At 70.6% G+C, this 15,633-nt stretch carries 13 protein-coding genes; all 13 read left to right on the top strand.

The genetic code is table 11. From position 1 onward, the window contains the following. The first annotated feature begins 128 nt into the window (after window positions 1-128). Window positions 129-1,187: a pilus assembly protein PilM gene (locus JGR64_RS11415; protein WP_199373493.1), complete on the top strand. Its 1,059-nt coding sequence runs from the start codon at window positions 129-131 to the stop codon at window positions 1,185-1,187. Further along, the gene (locus tag JGR64_RS11410) at window positions 1,187-1,894 is read left to right on the top strand and encodes a PilN domain-containing protein (protein WP_199373492.1); all 708 of its coding nucleotides are present in this window, start codon (window positions 1,187-1,189) and stop codon (window positions 1,892-1,894) included. Before JGR64_RS11415 ends, JGR64_RS11410 begins: the two co-directional genes overlap by 1 nt. After that, entirely contained in the window at window positions 1,891-2,565 is a 675-nt protein-coding gene (pilO, locus tag JGR64_RS11405; RefSeq protein WP_199373491.1) for a type 4a pilus biogenesis protein PilO, read from the top strand. The genes JGR64_RS11410 and pilO overlap by 4 nt, the downstream gene beginning before the upstream one ends. A gap of 1 nt (window position 2,566) precedes the next feature. Beyond that, on the top strand, window positions 2,567-3,106 hold the full coding sequence (locus JGR64_RS11400; protein WP_199373490.1) for a pilus assembly protein PilP: 540 nt from the start codon (window positions 2,567-2,569) through the stop codon (window positions 3,104-3,106). Between the two features lie 14 nt (window positions 3,107-3,120). Next, on the top strand, window positions 3,121-5,079 hold the full coding sequence (gene pilQ / locus JGR64_RS11395; protein WP_199373489.1) for a type IV pilus secretin PilQ: 1,959 nt from the start codon (window positions 3,121-3,123) through the stop codon (window positions 5,077-5,079). A 145-nt stretch (window positions 5,080-5,224) separates the two neighbouring features. Next, window positions 5,225-6,217, top strand: a complete 993-nt coding sequence (locus JGR64_RS11390) for a MoxR family ATPase (RefSeq protein ID WP_199373488.1) — start codon at window positions 5,225-5,227, stop codon at window positions 6,215-6,217. A gap of 5 nt (window positions 6,218-6,222) precedes the next feature. Next, window positions 6,223-7,179: a DUF58 domain-containing protein gene (locus tag JGR64_RS11385; RefSeq protein WP_199374327.1), complete on the top strand. Its 957-nt coding sequence runs from the start codon at window positions 6,223-6,225 to the stop codon at window positions 7,177-7,179. After that, window positions 7,176-7,634 (top strand): DUF4381 domain-containing protein, encoded by a 459-nt coding sequence (locus tag JGR64_RS11380; protein ID WP_199374325.1) that lies wholly within the window; start codon window positions 7,176-7,178, stop codon window positions 7,632-7,634. The genes JGR64_RS11385 and JGR64_RS11380 overlap by 4 nt, the downstream gene beginning before the upstream one ends. Next, window positions 7,631-8,650: a VWA domain-containing protein gene (locus JGR64_RS11375; protein ID WP_234446947.1), complete on the top strand. Its 1,020-nt coding sequence runs from the start codon at window positions 7,631-7,633 to the stop codon at window positions 8,648-8,650. Before JGR64_RS11380 ends, JGR64_RS11375 begins: the two co-directional genes overlap by 4 nt. After that, a complete protein-coding gene (locus tag JGR64_RS11370; protein WP_199373486.1) occupies window positions 8,647-10,485 on the top strand; it encodes a VWA domain-containing protein in 1,839 nt (612 codons plus the stop codon). Before JGR64_RS11375 ends, JGR64_RS11370 begins: the two co-directional genes overlap by 4 nt. A gap of 4 nt (window positions 10,486-10,489) precedes the next feature. Continuing rightward, window positions 10,490-12,154: a BatD family protein gene (locus JGR64_RS11365; RefSeq protein ID WP_233348195.1), complete on the top strand. Its 1,665-nt coding sequence runs from the start codon at window positions 10,490-10,492 to the stop codon at window positions 12,152-12,154. 61 nt (window positions 12,155-12,215) lie between these two features. Continuing rightward, the gene (locus JGR64_RS11360; RefSeq protein ID WP_199373485.1) at window positions 12,216-13,544 is read left to right on the top strand and encodes a dicarboxylate/amino acid:cation symporter; all 1,329 of its coding nucleotides are present in this window, start codon (window positions 12,216-12,218) and stop codon (window positions 13,542-13,544) included. A gap of 94 nt (window positions 13,545-13,638) precedes the next feature. Further along, a complete protein-coding gene (gene tkt / locus JGR64_RS11355) occupies window positions 13,639-15,627 on the top strand; it encodes a transketolase (protein ID WP_199373484.1) in 1,989 nt (662 codons plus the stop codon). The last annotated feature ends 6 nt before the right edge of the window (window positions 15,628-15,633 follow it).

Genomic DNA, 15,633 nt, shown 5'->3' with positions numbered 1-15,633 from the left:
AGTACGTGACACAGCGCGCAATGCGGGATGACGTTGCACGCTGCTTGTTGCCATTCGGTAAAAACTCCGTTATCTAATGCATCGGGGCACGAAGCGCACGTAAGCGCCCGTGACATGGGGAGAAAAGCGTGGGGCTGATCACAAAAAGCCAGGCACCGCTCGTCGGGGTCGACATCAGTTCGACTGCGGTCAAGCTGTTGCAGCTGTCGCGTTCGGGCGACCGGTACCGGGTCGAGCATTACGCGGTCGAGCCGCTGCCGCCCAATGCCGTCGTCGAGAAGAACATCGTCGAGGTGGAGGCGGTCGGCGAAGCCATCCGCCGCGCCATGACGCGATCCGGCAGCAAGGCCAAGCACGCCGCGGCCGCAGTCGCCGGTTCGGCGGTGATCACCAAGGTGATCCCGATGCCCGCCGATCTCGACGAGGACGACCTCGAGTCGCAGGTCGAACTCGAGGCGGTCAACTACATTCCGTACCCGATCGAGGAAGTGAACCTCGACTTCGAGGTGCTGGGTGCCATGCCGGGCAACGCCGAGATGGTGCAGGTGCTGCTGGCGGCGTCGCGCTCGGAGAACGTCGAGATGCGCGCGTCCGCGCTGGAACTCGGCGGGCTGACGGCCCGGGTCATGGACGTCGAGGCGTTCGCTATCGAGAACGCCTTCGCGCTGCTCGCCAATACGCTCAACGTGCCGCGTGACGGCATCGTGGCGCTGGTCGACATCGGTGCCACCATGACCACGCTCAACATCCTGCGCAACGGCCGCAGCCTCTACACCCGCGAGCAGGTGTTCGGTGGCAAGCAGCTGACCGACGAGGTCATGCGCCGTTACGGCCTGTCCTACGAAGAAGCCGGCCTGGCCAAGCGCCAGGGCGGGCTGCCGGAAAGCTACGAGATCGAAGTGCTGGAGCCGTTCAAGGAGGCGCTGGTCCAGCAGATCAGCCGCCTGCTGCAGTTCTTCTACGCCGGCAGCGAGTTCAATCGCGTCGACCAGGTGGTGCTGGCTGGTGGCTGCGCGTCGATCGGCGGCGTCGCCGAGATGGTCGAGGAGCAACTCGGCGTGCAGACCGTGGTCGCCAACCCGCTGGCCCAGATGACCCTGGGTTCCCGCGTGCAGGCCCATGCGCTCGCGCAGGATGCCCCGGCGCTGATGATCGCCTGCGGCCTGGCCATGAGGAGCTTCGACTGATGGCGCGCATCAACCTCCTCCCGTGGCGCGCCGAGCGCCGCAAGCAGCGCCAGAAGGAATTCGGCGTGATGCTGGCCTTCGCGGCGCTGGCCGGCGTGGTGCTGTGGTTCATGGTCAACAGCTACTACAACGCGCAGATCGACGGCCAGAACGCGCGCAACGCGTTCCTGCAGGAACAGATCAAGCAGGTCGAGACCAGCATCACCGAGATCGACGAACTCGACCGCCAGAAGGCGCGACTGCTGGCCCGCAAGGATGTCATCGAGCAGTTGCAGGCCAACCGGTCGCAGATGGTGCACCTGTTCGATTCGCTGGTCCGCACCATCCCCGATGGTGTTGTACTCACCGGCATCAAGCAGGAAGGCGAGAAGCTGACGCTCGAGGGGCGCTCGCAGTCCAACGCGCGCGTCAGCACCTACATGCGCAACCTCGAAGGCTCCGGCTGGATGACCAAGCCGGACCTGTCAATCATCGAGGCACGTGACGGCGTTGCCGGGCTGCCTTATGCGTTCAACCTCGCGGTGCAACTGGCCAATCCCAACGCGCCGAAGGACGAGGATGGCGACGGGATTCCCGATGCCGTGCCGCCGGTGGATGCCGCGCCCGCCGCGCCAATGCCGGTCGACACCGCCACGCCGCCGCCGGCCGATGCCGCCGTGCCGGCGCCCGCCGCAGCCCCGGCCGCAGAACAAGGAGCCGCGTCGTGAGCAAGCGCAAGATGTCGCTCAAGGAACTCGACTTCAACAACACCGGCTCCTGGCCGCGTGAGTACAAGATCGTCTTCTGCGTGCTCCTCGGCCTGTTGATCTTCGGCCTGCTGTGGTGGGTGCTGACCCGCGACAAGGGCGACCAGCTGAAGGCGCTCGAGGCGACCGAGTCCGGCCTCCGCGCGGACTTCGAAACCAAGCAGGGCCGCGCCGCCAATCTCGAGCCGCTCAAGCTGCAGCTGGCCGAGATGGAACAGCAGCTGCAGCAGATGCTGCGCCAGCTGCCCAGCCGCACCGAGATGCCTGACCTGATCGTCGACATCTCGCAGACGGCACTGGCCACCGGCATCACCAGCGAGCTGTTCCAGCCGGGTCCTGAGTCGCCGAAGGAGTTCTACGCGGAGAAGCCGATCGCGCTGCGCATGCTCGGCAGCTACCACCAGTTCGGCGCCTTCGTCAGCGGCGTGGCCTCGCTGCCGCGCGTGGTCATCATGACGATGCACGACATCCAGCTGCGGCCCAAGGGCGGCGGCGACGGCAAGGTCGTCGGCATCCGCCCGAACTCCGCGCTTGAGCTTGCCGGCACGGTGAAGACCTACCGCTATCTCGATGACGAGGAGGCGGCCGAGCAGGAAAAGGCCGCCGTCGATGCTGCAAAGGGGGCGCGCTGACATGGGCACGATTTCGAATGCCTGCCGCGGCTTCGCGTGCCTGGCCGTCCTCGCCGCGCTGGCCGGTTGCAGCCGCGGCGTCACCAGCGAGCCGGGCACGGCGCCGAACCTGGAGGAATGGGTGGCCAACGTCCGTGCCCGCCCAGCGCCGCCGCTCGATCCACTGCCGGTGATGCAGCAGTTCGAGAGCTTCGAGTACGCGGCGCAGGGTCTGCGCGATCCGTTCAGCGACGCGTTCGCGAACGAGGGCAATGGCAGTGGCCCGCGGCCGGACTCCAACCGCCGCAAGCAGACGCTCGAACAGTTTCCGCTCGACAGCCTCGACATGGTGGGATCACTGGGCGCAGGCAGCAGCCTGACCGCACTGGTGATGGCACCGGACAAGGTCACCTACCGGGTGGGTCCTGGCGTGTACCTGGGCCAGAACGATGGTCGCGTGACCAGCGTCCATGAAGATCGCATCGAACTCGTCGAACTCGTGCCTGACGGCGCGGGTGGCTGGCTTGAACGGCCGGCATCGATCGCGCTCGAAGACAATTGATTAGGGGAAGCCAGATGACCTTCAGCAACGCGCAACGCCGTTCGCCGATCACGCGTGCCACGCCTTTCAAGGCAGGCGCCTGCGGTCTCCTTGCTGGCCTGGTCGCGGCGTTCAGTGCCGTCCATGCCGCTCCGGCGCCCGGAGTTCCGGTTGCCAGCTTCGCGCAGGTGACCCCTGCGATCGCGATCGATCCCGCCAAGCAGGTCCCGGCGGCGGTGGCGATCACCGGCATCGACTTCAAGCGCGGCGACGGCGGCTCCGGCAAGCTGATCCTCAAGTTCAGTGGAGACGGCGCGGCACCCGACCTGCGCACCCAGGGCGGCACGGTGATCCTCGACGTCGGCAACGCCGACCTGCCGGCCGAACTGCAGCGGCCGCTCAACGTCGCCGACTTCGCCACCCCGGTGCAGCGCATCAACGCCAACCAGGGGCCCAAGGGCACGCAGATCGTGCTGAGCACGGAAGGCGCGTTCGAGCCGCTGGCCTACCAGACCGGACGCGACTACATCGTTGAAATCGTGCCGCGTGCGGCAGCCGCAAACCGCGCCGTTGGGGCCAGCACCGCCGCGGCGGTCGCCACCACAGCGCAGGCCTCGGCCCAGGCACAGGGCGAGACCCGCAGCTACGGCGGCCGCCCGGTCACGTTCAACTTCCAGGACGTTCCGGTGCGCACGGTGCTGCAGCTGATCGCCGAGCTGTCGGACCTCAACATCGTCGCCAGCGACAGCGTCACGGGCAACGTGACCCTGCGCCTGATCAACGTGCCGTGGGACCAGGCGCTGGACATCGTCTTGCAGGCCAAGTCGCTCGACAAGCGCCGCAGCGGCAACGTGGTGTGGGTCGCGCCGCAGTCCGAGATCGCCAAGTTCGAGCAGGACATCGCCAACGCCCGCCTCGCGCTTGAAGAGCGCGCCGAAATGAGCACCGAGTACATCCCGATCTCCTACGGCAGCGCCGAGGACATCGCCAAGCTGCTTACCGACGAAAGCAAGAGCAGCCAGGGCGGTGGGGGCGGGCAGGCCTCGTCGTCCAGCCGCGGCTTCCTGTCGTCGCGCGGCAGCCTGAGCTTTGATCGCCGTACCAACACGCTGCTGGTGATCGACATCCCGCAGCGCGTCGAAGAGATCAAGCGCCTCGTCGCCACGCTGGACAAGCCGGTCGACCAGGTGGTGATCGAGTCGCGCATCGTGATCGCCAACGAGTCGTTCGCACGTGACCTCGGTGCGCGCTTCGGCGTTCGCGCCGTGAAGGATCGGCTCATTTCGTCGGGATCGCTTGACAGCAACACGGAGCTCGTCAACAGCACCATTGCGGCCATCCGCGACCCGGATGGCGATCCGCCAACTTGGGGCGATCTTGGCCAGGCGCTCAACAGCGACTTCAACATCAACAGCCTCAACCCGGCGTCGATCGCATTCACCATCCTCGGCAACACCATCGACTGGGACTTCGAGCTCCAGGCCCTGCAGGAAGAGCAGCGTGGCGAAGTGGTGTCCAACCCGCGCGTGGTCACCAGCAACCAGCGCGAGGCGATCATCCGCCAGGGGCGTGAGGTCGGTTACCTGACCGTCACCGGCGGGCAGAGCAACAACGTGCCCACCGTCCAGTTCAAGGAAGCGCTGCTCGAGCTGAAGGTCACACCCACGATCACCGCCGACGGTCGGGTGTTCCTTACGCTTGCCGTGAAGAAGGACGAGATCCAGGACTTCACCACCATCGCGGGCTTCGGATCGGTGCCAAACCTCGCCAAGCGCGAAGTCACCACCGCGGTTTTGATCGAGGACGGCCAGACCGTCGTGATCGGCGGCGTGTACGAATTCAGCGACCGCAACTCGATCTCGAAGGTGCCGTTCCTGGGCGACCTGCCGATCCTCGGCAACCTGTTCAAGACCAAGAGCCGCAGCAAGTCCAAGGCCGAGCTGCTGATCTTCGTCACCCCGCGCGTCCTGCGCGTGGCGCCGCGCCCGTACTGAGCGGCGATTCCAGACGCGTCAACGACGGGGCCTTCGGGCCCCGTCGGCGTTTCCGGGCATGACGTGACCGACGGCGCTTGAACCAAGTCGGGCCGGAGGGGTCAAACTGCACCCTGGCGCAGCCCGCGCCGTCCCCCGGTCGCCCATGGACACCCCCAACGTCGACATTTCCCGCCTGCATGGCGTCTTCAGCGGTCTGCGCGATGCGCTCACCCACGAGATCATCGGCCAGGCGGCGCTGGTTGAACGCCTGCTGATCGCGCTCCTCGCCGACGGCCACCTGCTGGTGGAAGGCGCGCCCGGACTGGCCAAGACCACTGCCATCCGTGCGCTGGCTGCGCGCATCGAGGCCGACTTCGCGCGCGTGCAGTTCACGCCCGACCTGCTGCCGGCGGACCTCACCGGCACCGAGGTATGGCGCCCCCAGGACGGGCGCTTCGAGTTCCAGCCGGGGCCGATCTTCCATTCGCTGCTGCTTGCCGACGAGGTCAACCGCGCGCCGGCCAAGGTGCAGTCGGCGCTGCTCGAGGCGATGGGTGAGCGCCAGGTGACGGTGGGACGGCAGACCTATGCGCTGCCGCAGCTGTTCCTGGTGATGGCCACGCAGAATCCGATTGAGCAGGAAGGGACCTTCCCGTTGCCGGAGGCGCAGCTCGACCGCTTCCTGATGCACGTACGCGTTGGCTATCCAGAGGTCGAGGCCGAGGCGGGCATCCTGCTGCTGGCGCGAGAGCGCGCCCGGGCCACGCTGCAGCACGCCGCGCCGGCCACGGCCCGCATACCGGCCAGCGACATCTTCGCCGCCCGCAATGCGGTGCTTGACCTGCACATGGCGCCGGCGCTGGAGCGTTACCTGATCGAACTGGTGCTGGCATCGCGCAACGCGCAACGCTACGACGCAGCACTGGCGCGCCGCATCGCCTGGGGCGCGAGCCCGCGCGGGTCGATCGCGCTCGAGCGCTGCGCCCGCGCGCATGCCTGGCTGGCCGGCCGCGACTTCGTCACGCCAGACGACGTGCGCGCCGTCGCCCCGGACGTCCTGCGCCACCGCGTGTTGCCGAGCTACGAGGCCACGGCCGAGGGCTGGGATGGCGAGCGCCTCGTGCAGGAGCTGCTGCAGCACGTGCCGCTGCCGTGAGCACCATGGCTGCCGCCGTGGGCGGGGATGGCATCACGCCATCGCTGGCCGAACTGATCGCATTGCGCGGCATCGCGCAGGCGCGCGTCAGCGCGCGGCGCGGCGCGGCCGGCGTGGCCGGACCCGCGCCATCGACGCTGCGCGGGCGCGGCATGGAGTACGCCGAGTCGCGCGCCTACGCGGCAGGCGACGACGCGCGCCACATCGACTGGCGCCTGACCGCGCGCAGCGGCAAGCCGCATACCAAGCTGTTCCAGGCCGAGCGCGAACGACTGACGCTGCTGGTGGCCGACACCTCGCCGGCGCTGTACTTCGGCACGCGCGTGCGCTTCAAGTCGGTGCAGGCCGCACGCGCCGGCGCGCTGGCGGCCTGGCGCGCGGTGCGCGACGGCGATCGCGTCGCCGCGCTGCGTGGCAGCGTTTCCGAACCGCCGGTGCCGCCCGCGTCGGGGCCGCGCGGCGCGCTGCGCGTGCTCGACGCGCTGGCGCGCTGGTACGCGACGCCGCCGCCCGATGATGCCGGGCTCGAGGTCGCGCTGGACCATGCGCGGCGCCTGCTGCGCCCGGGCTCGCGCCTACTGGTGCTGGCCGATCCCGCCAGCGTGGCTGCCATCCCGCAACAGCGCTGGCCCGCACTCGCGGCGCACCACGAGGTGCTGGTACTGCTGCTGACCGATCCCCTCGAGGTGGAGCCGCCGCGCGGCATGCTGGCGTTCTCGGTCGCGTCGTCAGGCGCACCTTCGGTGGCGGCAGCGGCATCTGGCCGCGCGTCGCGCACCCGCATCGAACTCGACCTCGCCAACACGAGTGAGCGCGAACGCTGGCGCCGGGCCTTCGACGTCGAAGTCGAAGACACCATCGCCACCCTGGCCGCGCGCGGCGTACGCGCGTTGCGCCTGTCCACCGCCGACGCCAGCGACGCGTGGCTGGCGTTGCCCGCCACGACGGCAAGGAGCGCTTGATGCAGGACGCGCTGCCGCTGCGCGATATCCACGCCTCGGTTGCACCGGCCTGGTGGCCGCCTGCACCGGGTTGGTGGATGGTCATGGCGGTTGTCGCGCTTGCACTGGCCGCGCTGTTTGCGTGGCGGTGGCGGCGAGTCCGCCGGCGCCGGCGTCACGAACATGCGTTCGACGCGGCCGTGGCCGCCGCTGTCAGCCCGGCCCAACAGATCGCGGCGATTTCCGAGCTGTTGCGTCGCGCCGGACGCCTCCGTGATCCTTCGGCCGATCGCCTGCAGGGCGAGGCCTGGCTCGCGTTCCTCGATGCCGATGATGCCGCGCCGCGCTTCTCCGGCGACGCGGCCGCGCTGCTGATCGACGGTCCGTTCCGACGCGACGCGGATCCCGTTGCCGTGGACGCACTGCGACGCACCGCACGCGCGCGCTTTCTCGTATGGATGGAGGGGCGCGAGTGAACGCGCTGGCAAGCCTCTGGCCCGCGTTCGCCGGCTTCGACTGGCCGTGGCTGCTGGTCGCGCTCCCGCTGCCGTGGCTGATCCGTCGCCTGCTGCCACCGCTGCGCGACGACGGCCCGGCACTGCGTGTGCCGTGGTCCGCGCGCGTGCGCGAACTGGCGGGCGGTGTGACGCACGGCGGTGGAAGGGGAGCGCGCGTTCCCGCACTGGCGTGGATTGGCTGGGCGCTGCTGTGCGTCGCGGCCGCGCGTCCAATGGCTTGGGGCGAAGCGGTGCAGCCGCCGGACGTGGGCCGCGAGCTGATGCTGGCGGTCGACCTGTCGGCCAGCATGGGCGAACGCGACATGGTGCTGGGCGGCGACGTCGTCGATCGGCTCACCGCCGCCAAGGCGGTGATCGCCGACTTCCTTGAACGGCGCCAGGGCGACCGCGTCGGCCTGCTGGTGTTCGGGCGCAGCGCCTATGCGCTGGCGCCGCCGACCACCGACCTGGCCAGCGTCCGCGAGCAACTCGCCGATACCGTCGTCGCGCTCGCCGGGCGCGAGACCGCCATCGGCGACGCCATCGGCCTGGGCGTGAAGCGGCTGCAGTCACAGCGCGAAGGGCAGCGCGTGCTGGTGCTGTTGACCGACGGCGTCAACACCGCCGGCATGCTCGATCCGCTCAAGGCCGCCGGCATCGCCGCCGACGAGGATGTGCGCATCCACACCATCGCCTTTGGCGGTGAAGGCGAGTCGCTGTCGGTGTTCGGCTTCCGACTGCCGTCGGGTGGCAGCGAGATCGACGAGGCCACGCTGGCGCGAATTGCGGACATGACTGGCGGCCGCAGCTTCCGCGCCGCGGACACCGAGTCGCTGGCGCAGATCTATGCCGAGATCGATCGGCTGGAACCCATCGAGCACCCGGGCGAGGCGCTGCGTCCGCGGCTGGAACGCTACCCCTGGCCGCTGGCGGCGGCGTTGTGCTGCGGCCTGCTCGCCGTGCCGCTGGCGTGGCGGCGGAGGCGGCTGGCGTGAACCCGCTGCTGCAATCCCTGCCGGCCCTGCAGTTCCTGCGTCCGGCCTGGCTGCTGGCGCTGCTGCTCCTGCCCGTGCTGGCGTGGGCGTGGCGTGCGCGCCAGCGCAGGCGCAGCGCCTGGCGCACGGCCGTCGATCCCCACCTGCTGCCGCACCTGCTTGATGGCGGTGCGCGCGGTCGCGGCGGGTGGATCGATGGCTGGCTGGTGCTTGCCGGCTGCGCGCTGCTGGTGCTGGCGCTGGCCGGCCCGAGCTGGCGCAGCACCGCGCAGCCGCTGCAGGCCGGCGGCGCGCCGCTGGTGCTCGCGCTGGACCTGTCCAGCGCCACGCTGGCCAACGACCTGCCGCCGTCGCGCCTGCTGCAGGCGCGTGCGCGCATCGACGCACTGCTGCGCGCGCACGCCGGCGAGGTCGCGCTGGTGGCCTATGCCGACGATGCCTACACGATCGCGCCGATGACCCGCGATGCCGGCAACGTCGCGGTGTTCCTCGACGCACTGGCGCCGGACGTCATGCCGGTCGACGGCAGCAAGCCGGCGCGCGCCATCGCGCTGGCGCAGCGCCTGCTGGCGCAGTCCGGCCACGCGCGTGGCGACATCCTGCTGCTGGCCGGCAGCGGCAGCCGCTCGGCGACATCCGCGGCGGCAGCCGCGCACGCCGCCGGCTACCGCGTGTCCGTGCTCGGCATGGGCACCGAGGACGGCGCGGCTTACCGGCGGCGCGACGGCGGCATCCACTCGGCGCGGCTGGACGTGGCGTCACTGCGCGCGATCGCCGATGCAGGCGGTGGCCGCTACCACGCCTGGTCCGAGAGCGTGCCCGGCGTGCTGGCCGCGATCGGCGGCGGTGAACGCAGTGGTGATGCCGATGGCGCTGCCGCGCGGGCGGCTGGCGATACCGGCGAGGGCAGGGCCAACGGGCCGCGCGAAGCCGCACGTGCCTTCGTGCGCGAAGACGGCGGCTTCTGGCTGCTGCCGCCGGCCATGCTGTTGCTGCTGCTCGCGTTCCGGCGCGGCGGCGTGTTCATCGCCCTGCTGTTGTGCCTGGCGCTCCCGCCGCCGCCGCTGCTCGCGGCCGACGACAGCGCCGGCGTTGAAGGGACTGCCTGGCGGCGCGCCGACCAGGTCGCGCACGCGCGCAGCGCGGAAGCCGAGGCGGCATACCGCCGTGGCGACTACGAGGCCGCCGCGCGCGGATTCGAGCGCTTGCCGGGTGCGGACGCCGCCTACAACCGTGGCAACGCGCTGGCGCGCATGGGCCGCTACGAAGACGCGCTCGCTGCTTACGATGCCGCGCTCAAGGCAGCGCCGGGGATGGCGGATGCGGCCGCGAACCGGGCCGCGGTGAACGCCGCCATGCGCCGCAAGCCGCCACCCGGCGCCAAGGGCGACAGTCGCGGCGATGGCAAGGACACGCCCGAGCGCGGCAAGCCGCAGCCAGGGCAGGAGGGCGCCGGCCAAGGCGATGCCGACGACCCATCGGGCCAGGGTGCACCGTCGCAACAGCCAGCCGACAACGATCCGGCGCGTCGCGACGGCGAGGCACCGCCACCGTCGTCGACCGGCACCGGCGAGCAGCAGCGCAAGGCCGAGGCTGCCCAGCGCGAAGCGGATGCCGCGCAGCGCGAGGCCATGCAACGCGCGCTCGAGGACGACCGCCCCGCGACCTCGGGCGCCGACGCCCGCGGCGAACCAGAGCAGGCGCGCGATGCCGGCGACAGTGAGCAGGCGCAGGCCAACGCCGCGTGGCTGCAGCGCGTTCCCGACGATCCCGGCGGGCTGCTGCGTGCGCGCCTGCGCATCGAACACGAACGCCGCCGGGCGGAAGGAAAATGACGGCATGCACATGATGATCCGCGCGCGCTGGATGCTGGCGCTGCTGCTCGGCCTGCTGCCGGTGCTGGCGCATGCCGAAGTGCGTGCCTGGCTCGACCGCGACCGCGTCGCGCTCGGCGAAACCGTGACGCTCAACATCGAGACCGACGGCGGCGGTCAGCCGGACTACGCACCGCTCGCGGCCGATTTCGCGCTGAGCCAGCACGCGAGCCGGCAGCTCTTCGAGCGCCGCGGCGGCCGACAGGTGTCGCGCATGCTGTTCGCGGTGGCGCTGGAACCTCGGCGCGCTGGCAGCCTTACCGTGCCGGCACTGCGCGTCGGCGGCGAACGCACCGCGCCACTGGCGTTGTCGGTGGTGGCGGCAGCAGCCCCCGCGCGCGCACGCGGCAACGTGTTCATCGAAGCCGAGGTCGACGCGCCCGCGCCATACGTGCAGCAGGCGGTCGGCTACACGCTGCGCCTGTACTACGCCTCGCAGCTGATTTCCGGCCAGCTCGATCTTCCGCCTCCGCAGGGGGCGTCGCTGCAGCGCGTGGGCAGCGACGTGCAGTACAACCGCGACATCGGCGGCCGCCGCTACACCGTCGTCGAACGCCGCTACCTGCTGCTGCCCGAGCGCAGCGGCGCGTTGCTGCTGCCGGGCGCGCGCTTCGAAGGACGCGGTGTCGGCAACCTGTTCGACGACATCTTCAACGATGGCCAGCGCGCGCTGTCGGCGAGCGGCCCGGCGATTACGCTCGACGTGCGGCCGATGCCGGCGGCCGCGCCGCAGCCGTGGCTGCCGCTGCGCGGGCTGTCGATGCGCTGGGTGGACCCGCCGCGCGCCGCACGCGTGGGCGACGCCACCACGGTCGAGCTCGAGATCGTCGCCGACGGCGCGATGGCCGCACAGCTGGCCGCACCGACCGTCGACGTCGACCAGGGCGGGCAGGTGTTCGCCGAGCCGGTGCAGGTGGATGAAACCGTGCGCGACGGGCGCCCGCAGCTGCGCCTGCTGCGACGCTTCTCGGTGCTGCCGGCACGCGACGGCCGCCTGCGCGTGGTCGCGCCCACCATCGCGTGGTGGGACGTTGCCGCCGGCGCGGCGCGCGAAGCCGTCGTACCCGACCTCACGCTCGACGTCGCGCCCGCGCCCGGTGCGCGCGCAGATGCGACCGGCACGGCTGTCGCTGCCCGGACACCTGGCGACAGCGACAACTGGATCCGCGTGCCAGGCGTGCAGGGCGAAGTGCGCTCATGGGCGCTGGCCACGGTGGCGTTCGCGCTGCTGTGGCTGGTCACGCTGGGCTGGGCGCTGCAGCAGCGTCAGCGGGCCACGGCAGGTGCTGCCGCCGGGCCCTCGACGCCCGCTGGAGCAGGTGGCGACGACGCGCGCCCGGGCACGCCGCGTACGCTGCGCCGTGCGCTCGACACCGGCGACCTCGGCGACGTGGCGCACGCGCTGTGCGCGCTTGCTACGCCACCTGCACCCGATCTCGACGTGCTCTCGCGTCGCATCGAACCCGGCCCGCAGCGCGCCGCCATCGCGCTGCTGCAGCAGGCGCGCTGGGGTGGTGGCGATGCCGCCGGCGCGCGTGCGGCGGTGCGCGCCGCGTTCGCAGCCGGCCCGCGCTGGCTGGCCCCCGCGAGTCCGGAAGACGACGCGTTGCCGCCGCTGTATCCCCAGTGATCCCGGCGTGCCGGCCGCGCTTTGCTAAGCTCCGGCGGTCCAGCCACTCCGGAAACACCGCATGACCGAGTCGACCGCGCCTGCCAGGCAACGCATGCCGCTGCACTGGAAGATCGCCATCGGCTTCGTCGCCGGCCTGGCCATCGGCCTGGCTGCCCACTACGGCTCCGGCGCCGATGCCGGCTGGGTGCAGGCGTTCACGCGTTACGTCACGCAGCCGTTCTCCACGCTGTTCCTCAGCCTGATCTTCATGATGATCGTGCCGCTGCTGTTCTCGGCGCTGGTGGTGGGCGTGTCGGAGATGGGCGACATCCGTTCGCTGGGCCGCATCGGCTGGCGCACGCTCGGTTACACCGTGCTGCTGTCGGGGATCGCGGTGGCGCTCGGCCTGGTGCTGGTCAACCTGTTCCGCCCTGGCGATGGCGTGGATCCCGAATTGGCCCGCCAGCTGCTGGTCGAGGGCGCCGAGCGCACCGCGGCCATCGTGCGCGACAGCAGCGAACAGCCCACAGGCGTGCAGATGCTGCTCGACATCGTGCCGCAGAACGTGATCGGTGCGGCGTCGAGCAACGCCAGCATCCTTGCGCTGATGTTCTTCGCGCTGATGTTCGGCATCGGCATCGTGATGAGCCCGGACAGCGCGGCGATCCGTACCTTGCGGCGTGGCATCGAAGGCATCTTCGAGGTCTCGATGACCCTGATCGGGCTGGTGATCCGGCTCGCGCCCTATGCGGTGTTCTGCTTCATGTTCAACCTGGCCGCGCTGTTCGGCTGGGACCTGCTGCTGCGCCTCGGCGCCTACGTGCTGGTGGTGGTGGGTGCGCTGGCGATCCACATGCTGGTGGTCTATTCGCTGGCGCTGAAGTTCGTTGGCGGCTACTCGCCGCTGCGCTTCTTCAAGGGCGTGCAGGAAGCGATGCTGATGGCCTTCAGTACCGCGTCCAGCAACGCCACGCTGCCGACCGCGCTGCACGTGGCCGATACGCAGCTCAAGCTGCCGAGGTCCGTGTCGCGTTTCGTGCTGACCATCGGCGCCACCGCCAACCAGAACGGCACCGCGCTGTTCGAAGGCGTGACCGTGATCTTCCTGGCGCAGTTCTTCGGCGTCGAGCTCGGCATCGGCCAGCAGGTCGTGGTGATGCTGGTGTGCATCCTCGGCGGCATCGGCACCGCCGGCGTGCCGTCCGGCTCGCTGCCGGTGGTGGCACTGATCTGCGCCATGGTGGGCGTGCCGCCGGAGGGCATCGGCCTGGTGCTGGGCGTCAACCATTTCCTCGACATGTGCCGGACCACGGTGAATGTCACCGGCGACCTCGGCATCGCGGCAATGGTGGCGCGCGACATCGAGGACGTGCCCGGCACGCCCGTACCGGACGACAGCGCGGCCTGAACGGCGGGCCTGTGCCGCAGTCCGGGCAGCGCGTCCGGGACACCGGCCGGCGGGGGTGGGACAATGGCGGCTTCGCCCGCCGCCGCCCCGAGACATGACCAGCCCCAGCCGACGCGACCTCGCCAACGCCATCCGCTTCCTTGCCGCCGACGCCGTGCAGGCGGCCAACTCCGGCCATCCCGGCATGCCCATGGGCATGGCCGACATCGCCGAGGTGCTCTGGAACGACTACCTGAGCCACAACCCGGGCAACCCCAAGTGGTTCAACCGCGACCGCTTCGTGCTGTCCAACGGCCACGGTTCGATGCTGCTGTATTCGCTGCTGCACCTCTCGGGCTACGACCTGCCGATGGAGGAGCTGCGCAACTTCCGGCAGATGGGCCACCGCACCCCGGGCCATCCCGAGAATTTCGTCACCGACGGCGTGGAGACCACCACCGGTCCGCTCGGCCAGGGCTTTGCCAACGCGGTCGGTTTCGCGCTCGCCGAGAAGCTGCTCGCGCAGCGCTTCAACCGCCCCGAGTACGCCGTGGTCGACCACCGCACCTGGGTGTTCATGGGCGACGGCTGCCTGATGGAGGGCATCTCGCACGAGGCCGCCTCGTTGGCCGGCACCTGGGGCCTGGGCAAGCTGGTCGCGTTCTGGGACGACAACCACATCTCGATCGACGGCGACACCGCCGGCTGGTTCACCGACGACACCCCGGCGCGCTTCGAGGCCTACGGCTGGCGCGTGATCCGCGACGTCGACGGCCACGACGCCAAGGCCGTCAAGGACGCGATCGAACTCGCCATGCGCCACGACGACCGCCCGGTGCTGGTCTGCTGCCGCACCACGATCGGCTTCGGCTCGCCCGCCAAGGCCGGCAAGGAGTCGTCGCACGGGTCGCCGCTGGGGCGTGACGAACTCGAGGCCACGCGCAAGGCGCTGGGCTGGGAGCACGCGCCGTTCGAACTGCCGCAGGCGATCCAGGACGGCTGGCGTGCCACAGGCGCAGGCCTGGCGCGCGAAGCGCAGTGGAACCAGATGTTCGACGCCTACGCCGCGCGCCATCCCGAGCTGGCCGCCGAACTCGTGCGCCGCTCGCACGCGGAACTCCCGGAGGGCTTCGCGGCCGCCGCGGACGCGTACGTCGCCAAGCTGCAGGCCGACGGCCCCACGGTCGCCTCGCGCAAGGCCTCGCAGATGGCGATCGAAGCCTTCGCGCCGCTGCTGCCCGAGCTGGTCGGTGGCTCGGCCGACCTGGCCGGTTCCAACCTGACCCTGTGGAGCGGCAGCAAGTCGGTGGCCAGCGACGCCCCCGATGCCAACTACGTCTACTACGGCGTGCGCGAATTCGCGATGACCGCGATCAGCAACGGCCTTGCCGTGCATGGCGGCTTCATTCCGTATGACGCCACCTTCCTGGTGTTCAGCGACTACGCGCGCAACGCGGTGCGCATGAGCGCGCTGATGGGCGCGCACGCGATCCACGTCTACACCCATGATTCGATCGGGCTCGGCGAAGACGGCCCCACGCACCAGCCGATCGAGCACCTGGCCAGCCTGCGCCTCATCCCCGGCAACGACGTCTGGCGTCCGTGCGACGCGGTGGAGTCGGCGGTGTCGTGGCGTGCCGCCATCGAGCGCCAGGACGGCCCGAGCTGCCTGGTGTTCTCGCGCCAGAACCTCGCCCACCAGGCGCGCGACGCGGCGCAGGTCGCCGCCATCGCGCGCGGCGGCTACGTGCTGCGCGATTCGGTCGGCGCGCCGGAGCTGATCCTGATCGCCACCGGGTCCGAAGTGGGCCTGGCGATGGATGCCGCCGCGCGCCTCGGCGACGGCGTGCGCGTGGTGTCGATGCCGTCGACCGACGTGTTCGACCGCCAGGACGCCGCGTACCGCGAAGCGGTGCTGCCGCGCGCCTGCCGCAAGCGCGTCGCGGTCGAGGCCGGTGTCACCGACATCTGGCGCAAGTACGTGGGGCTGGACGGCGCGGTGGTCGGCATCGACCGCTTCGGCGCCAGCGCCCCGGCCGAGGTGCTGTTCCCGCACTTCGGCTTCACCGTCGACAAGGTGGTCGAGGCGGCGCGCGCGCTGTAGCGCCGC

Source organism: Luteimonas sp. MC1572 (assembly GCF_016615815.1).
In the GTDB taxonomy this organism is placed as follows: Bacteria; Pseudomonadota; Gammaproteobacteria; order Xanthomonadales; family Xanthomonadaceae; genus Luteimonas.
This window is presented reverse-complemented; position numbering and strand designations above follow the sequence as displayed.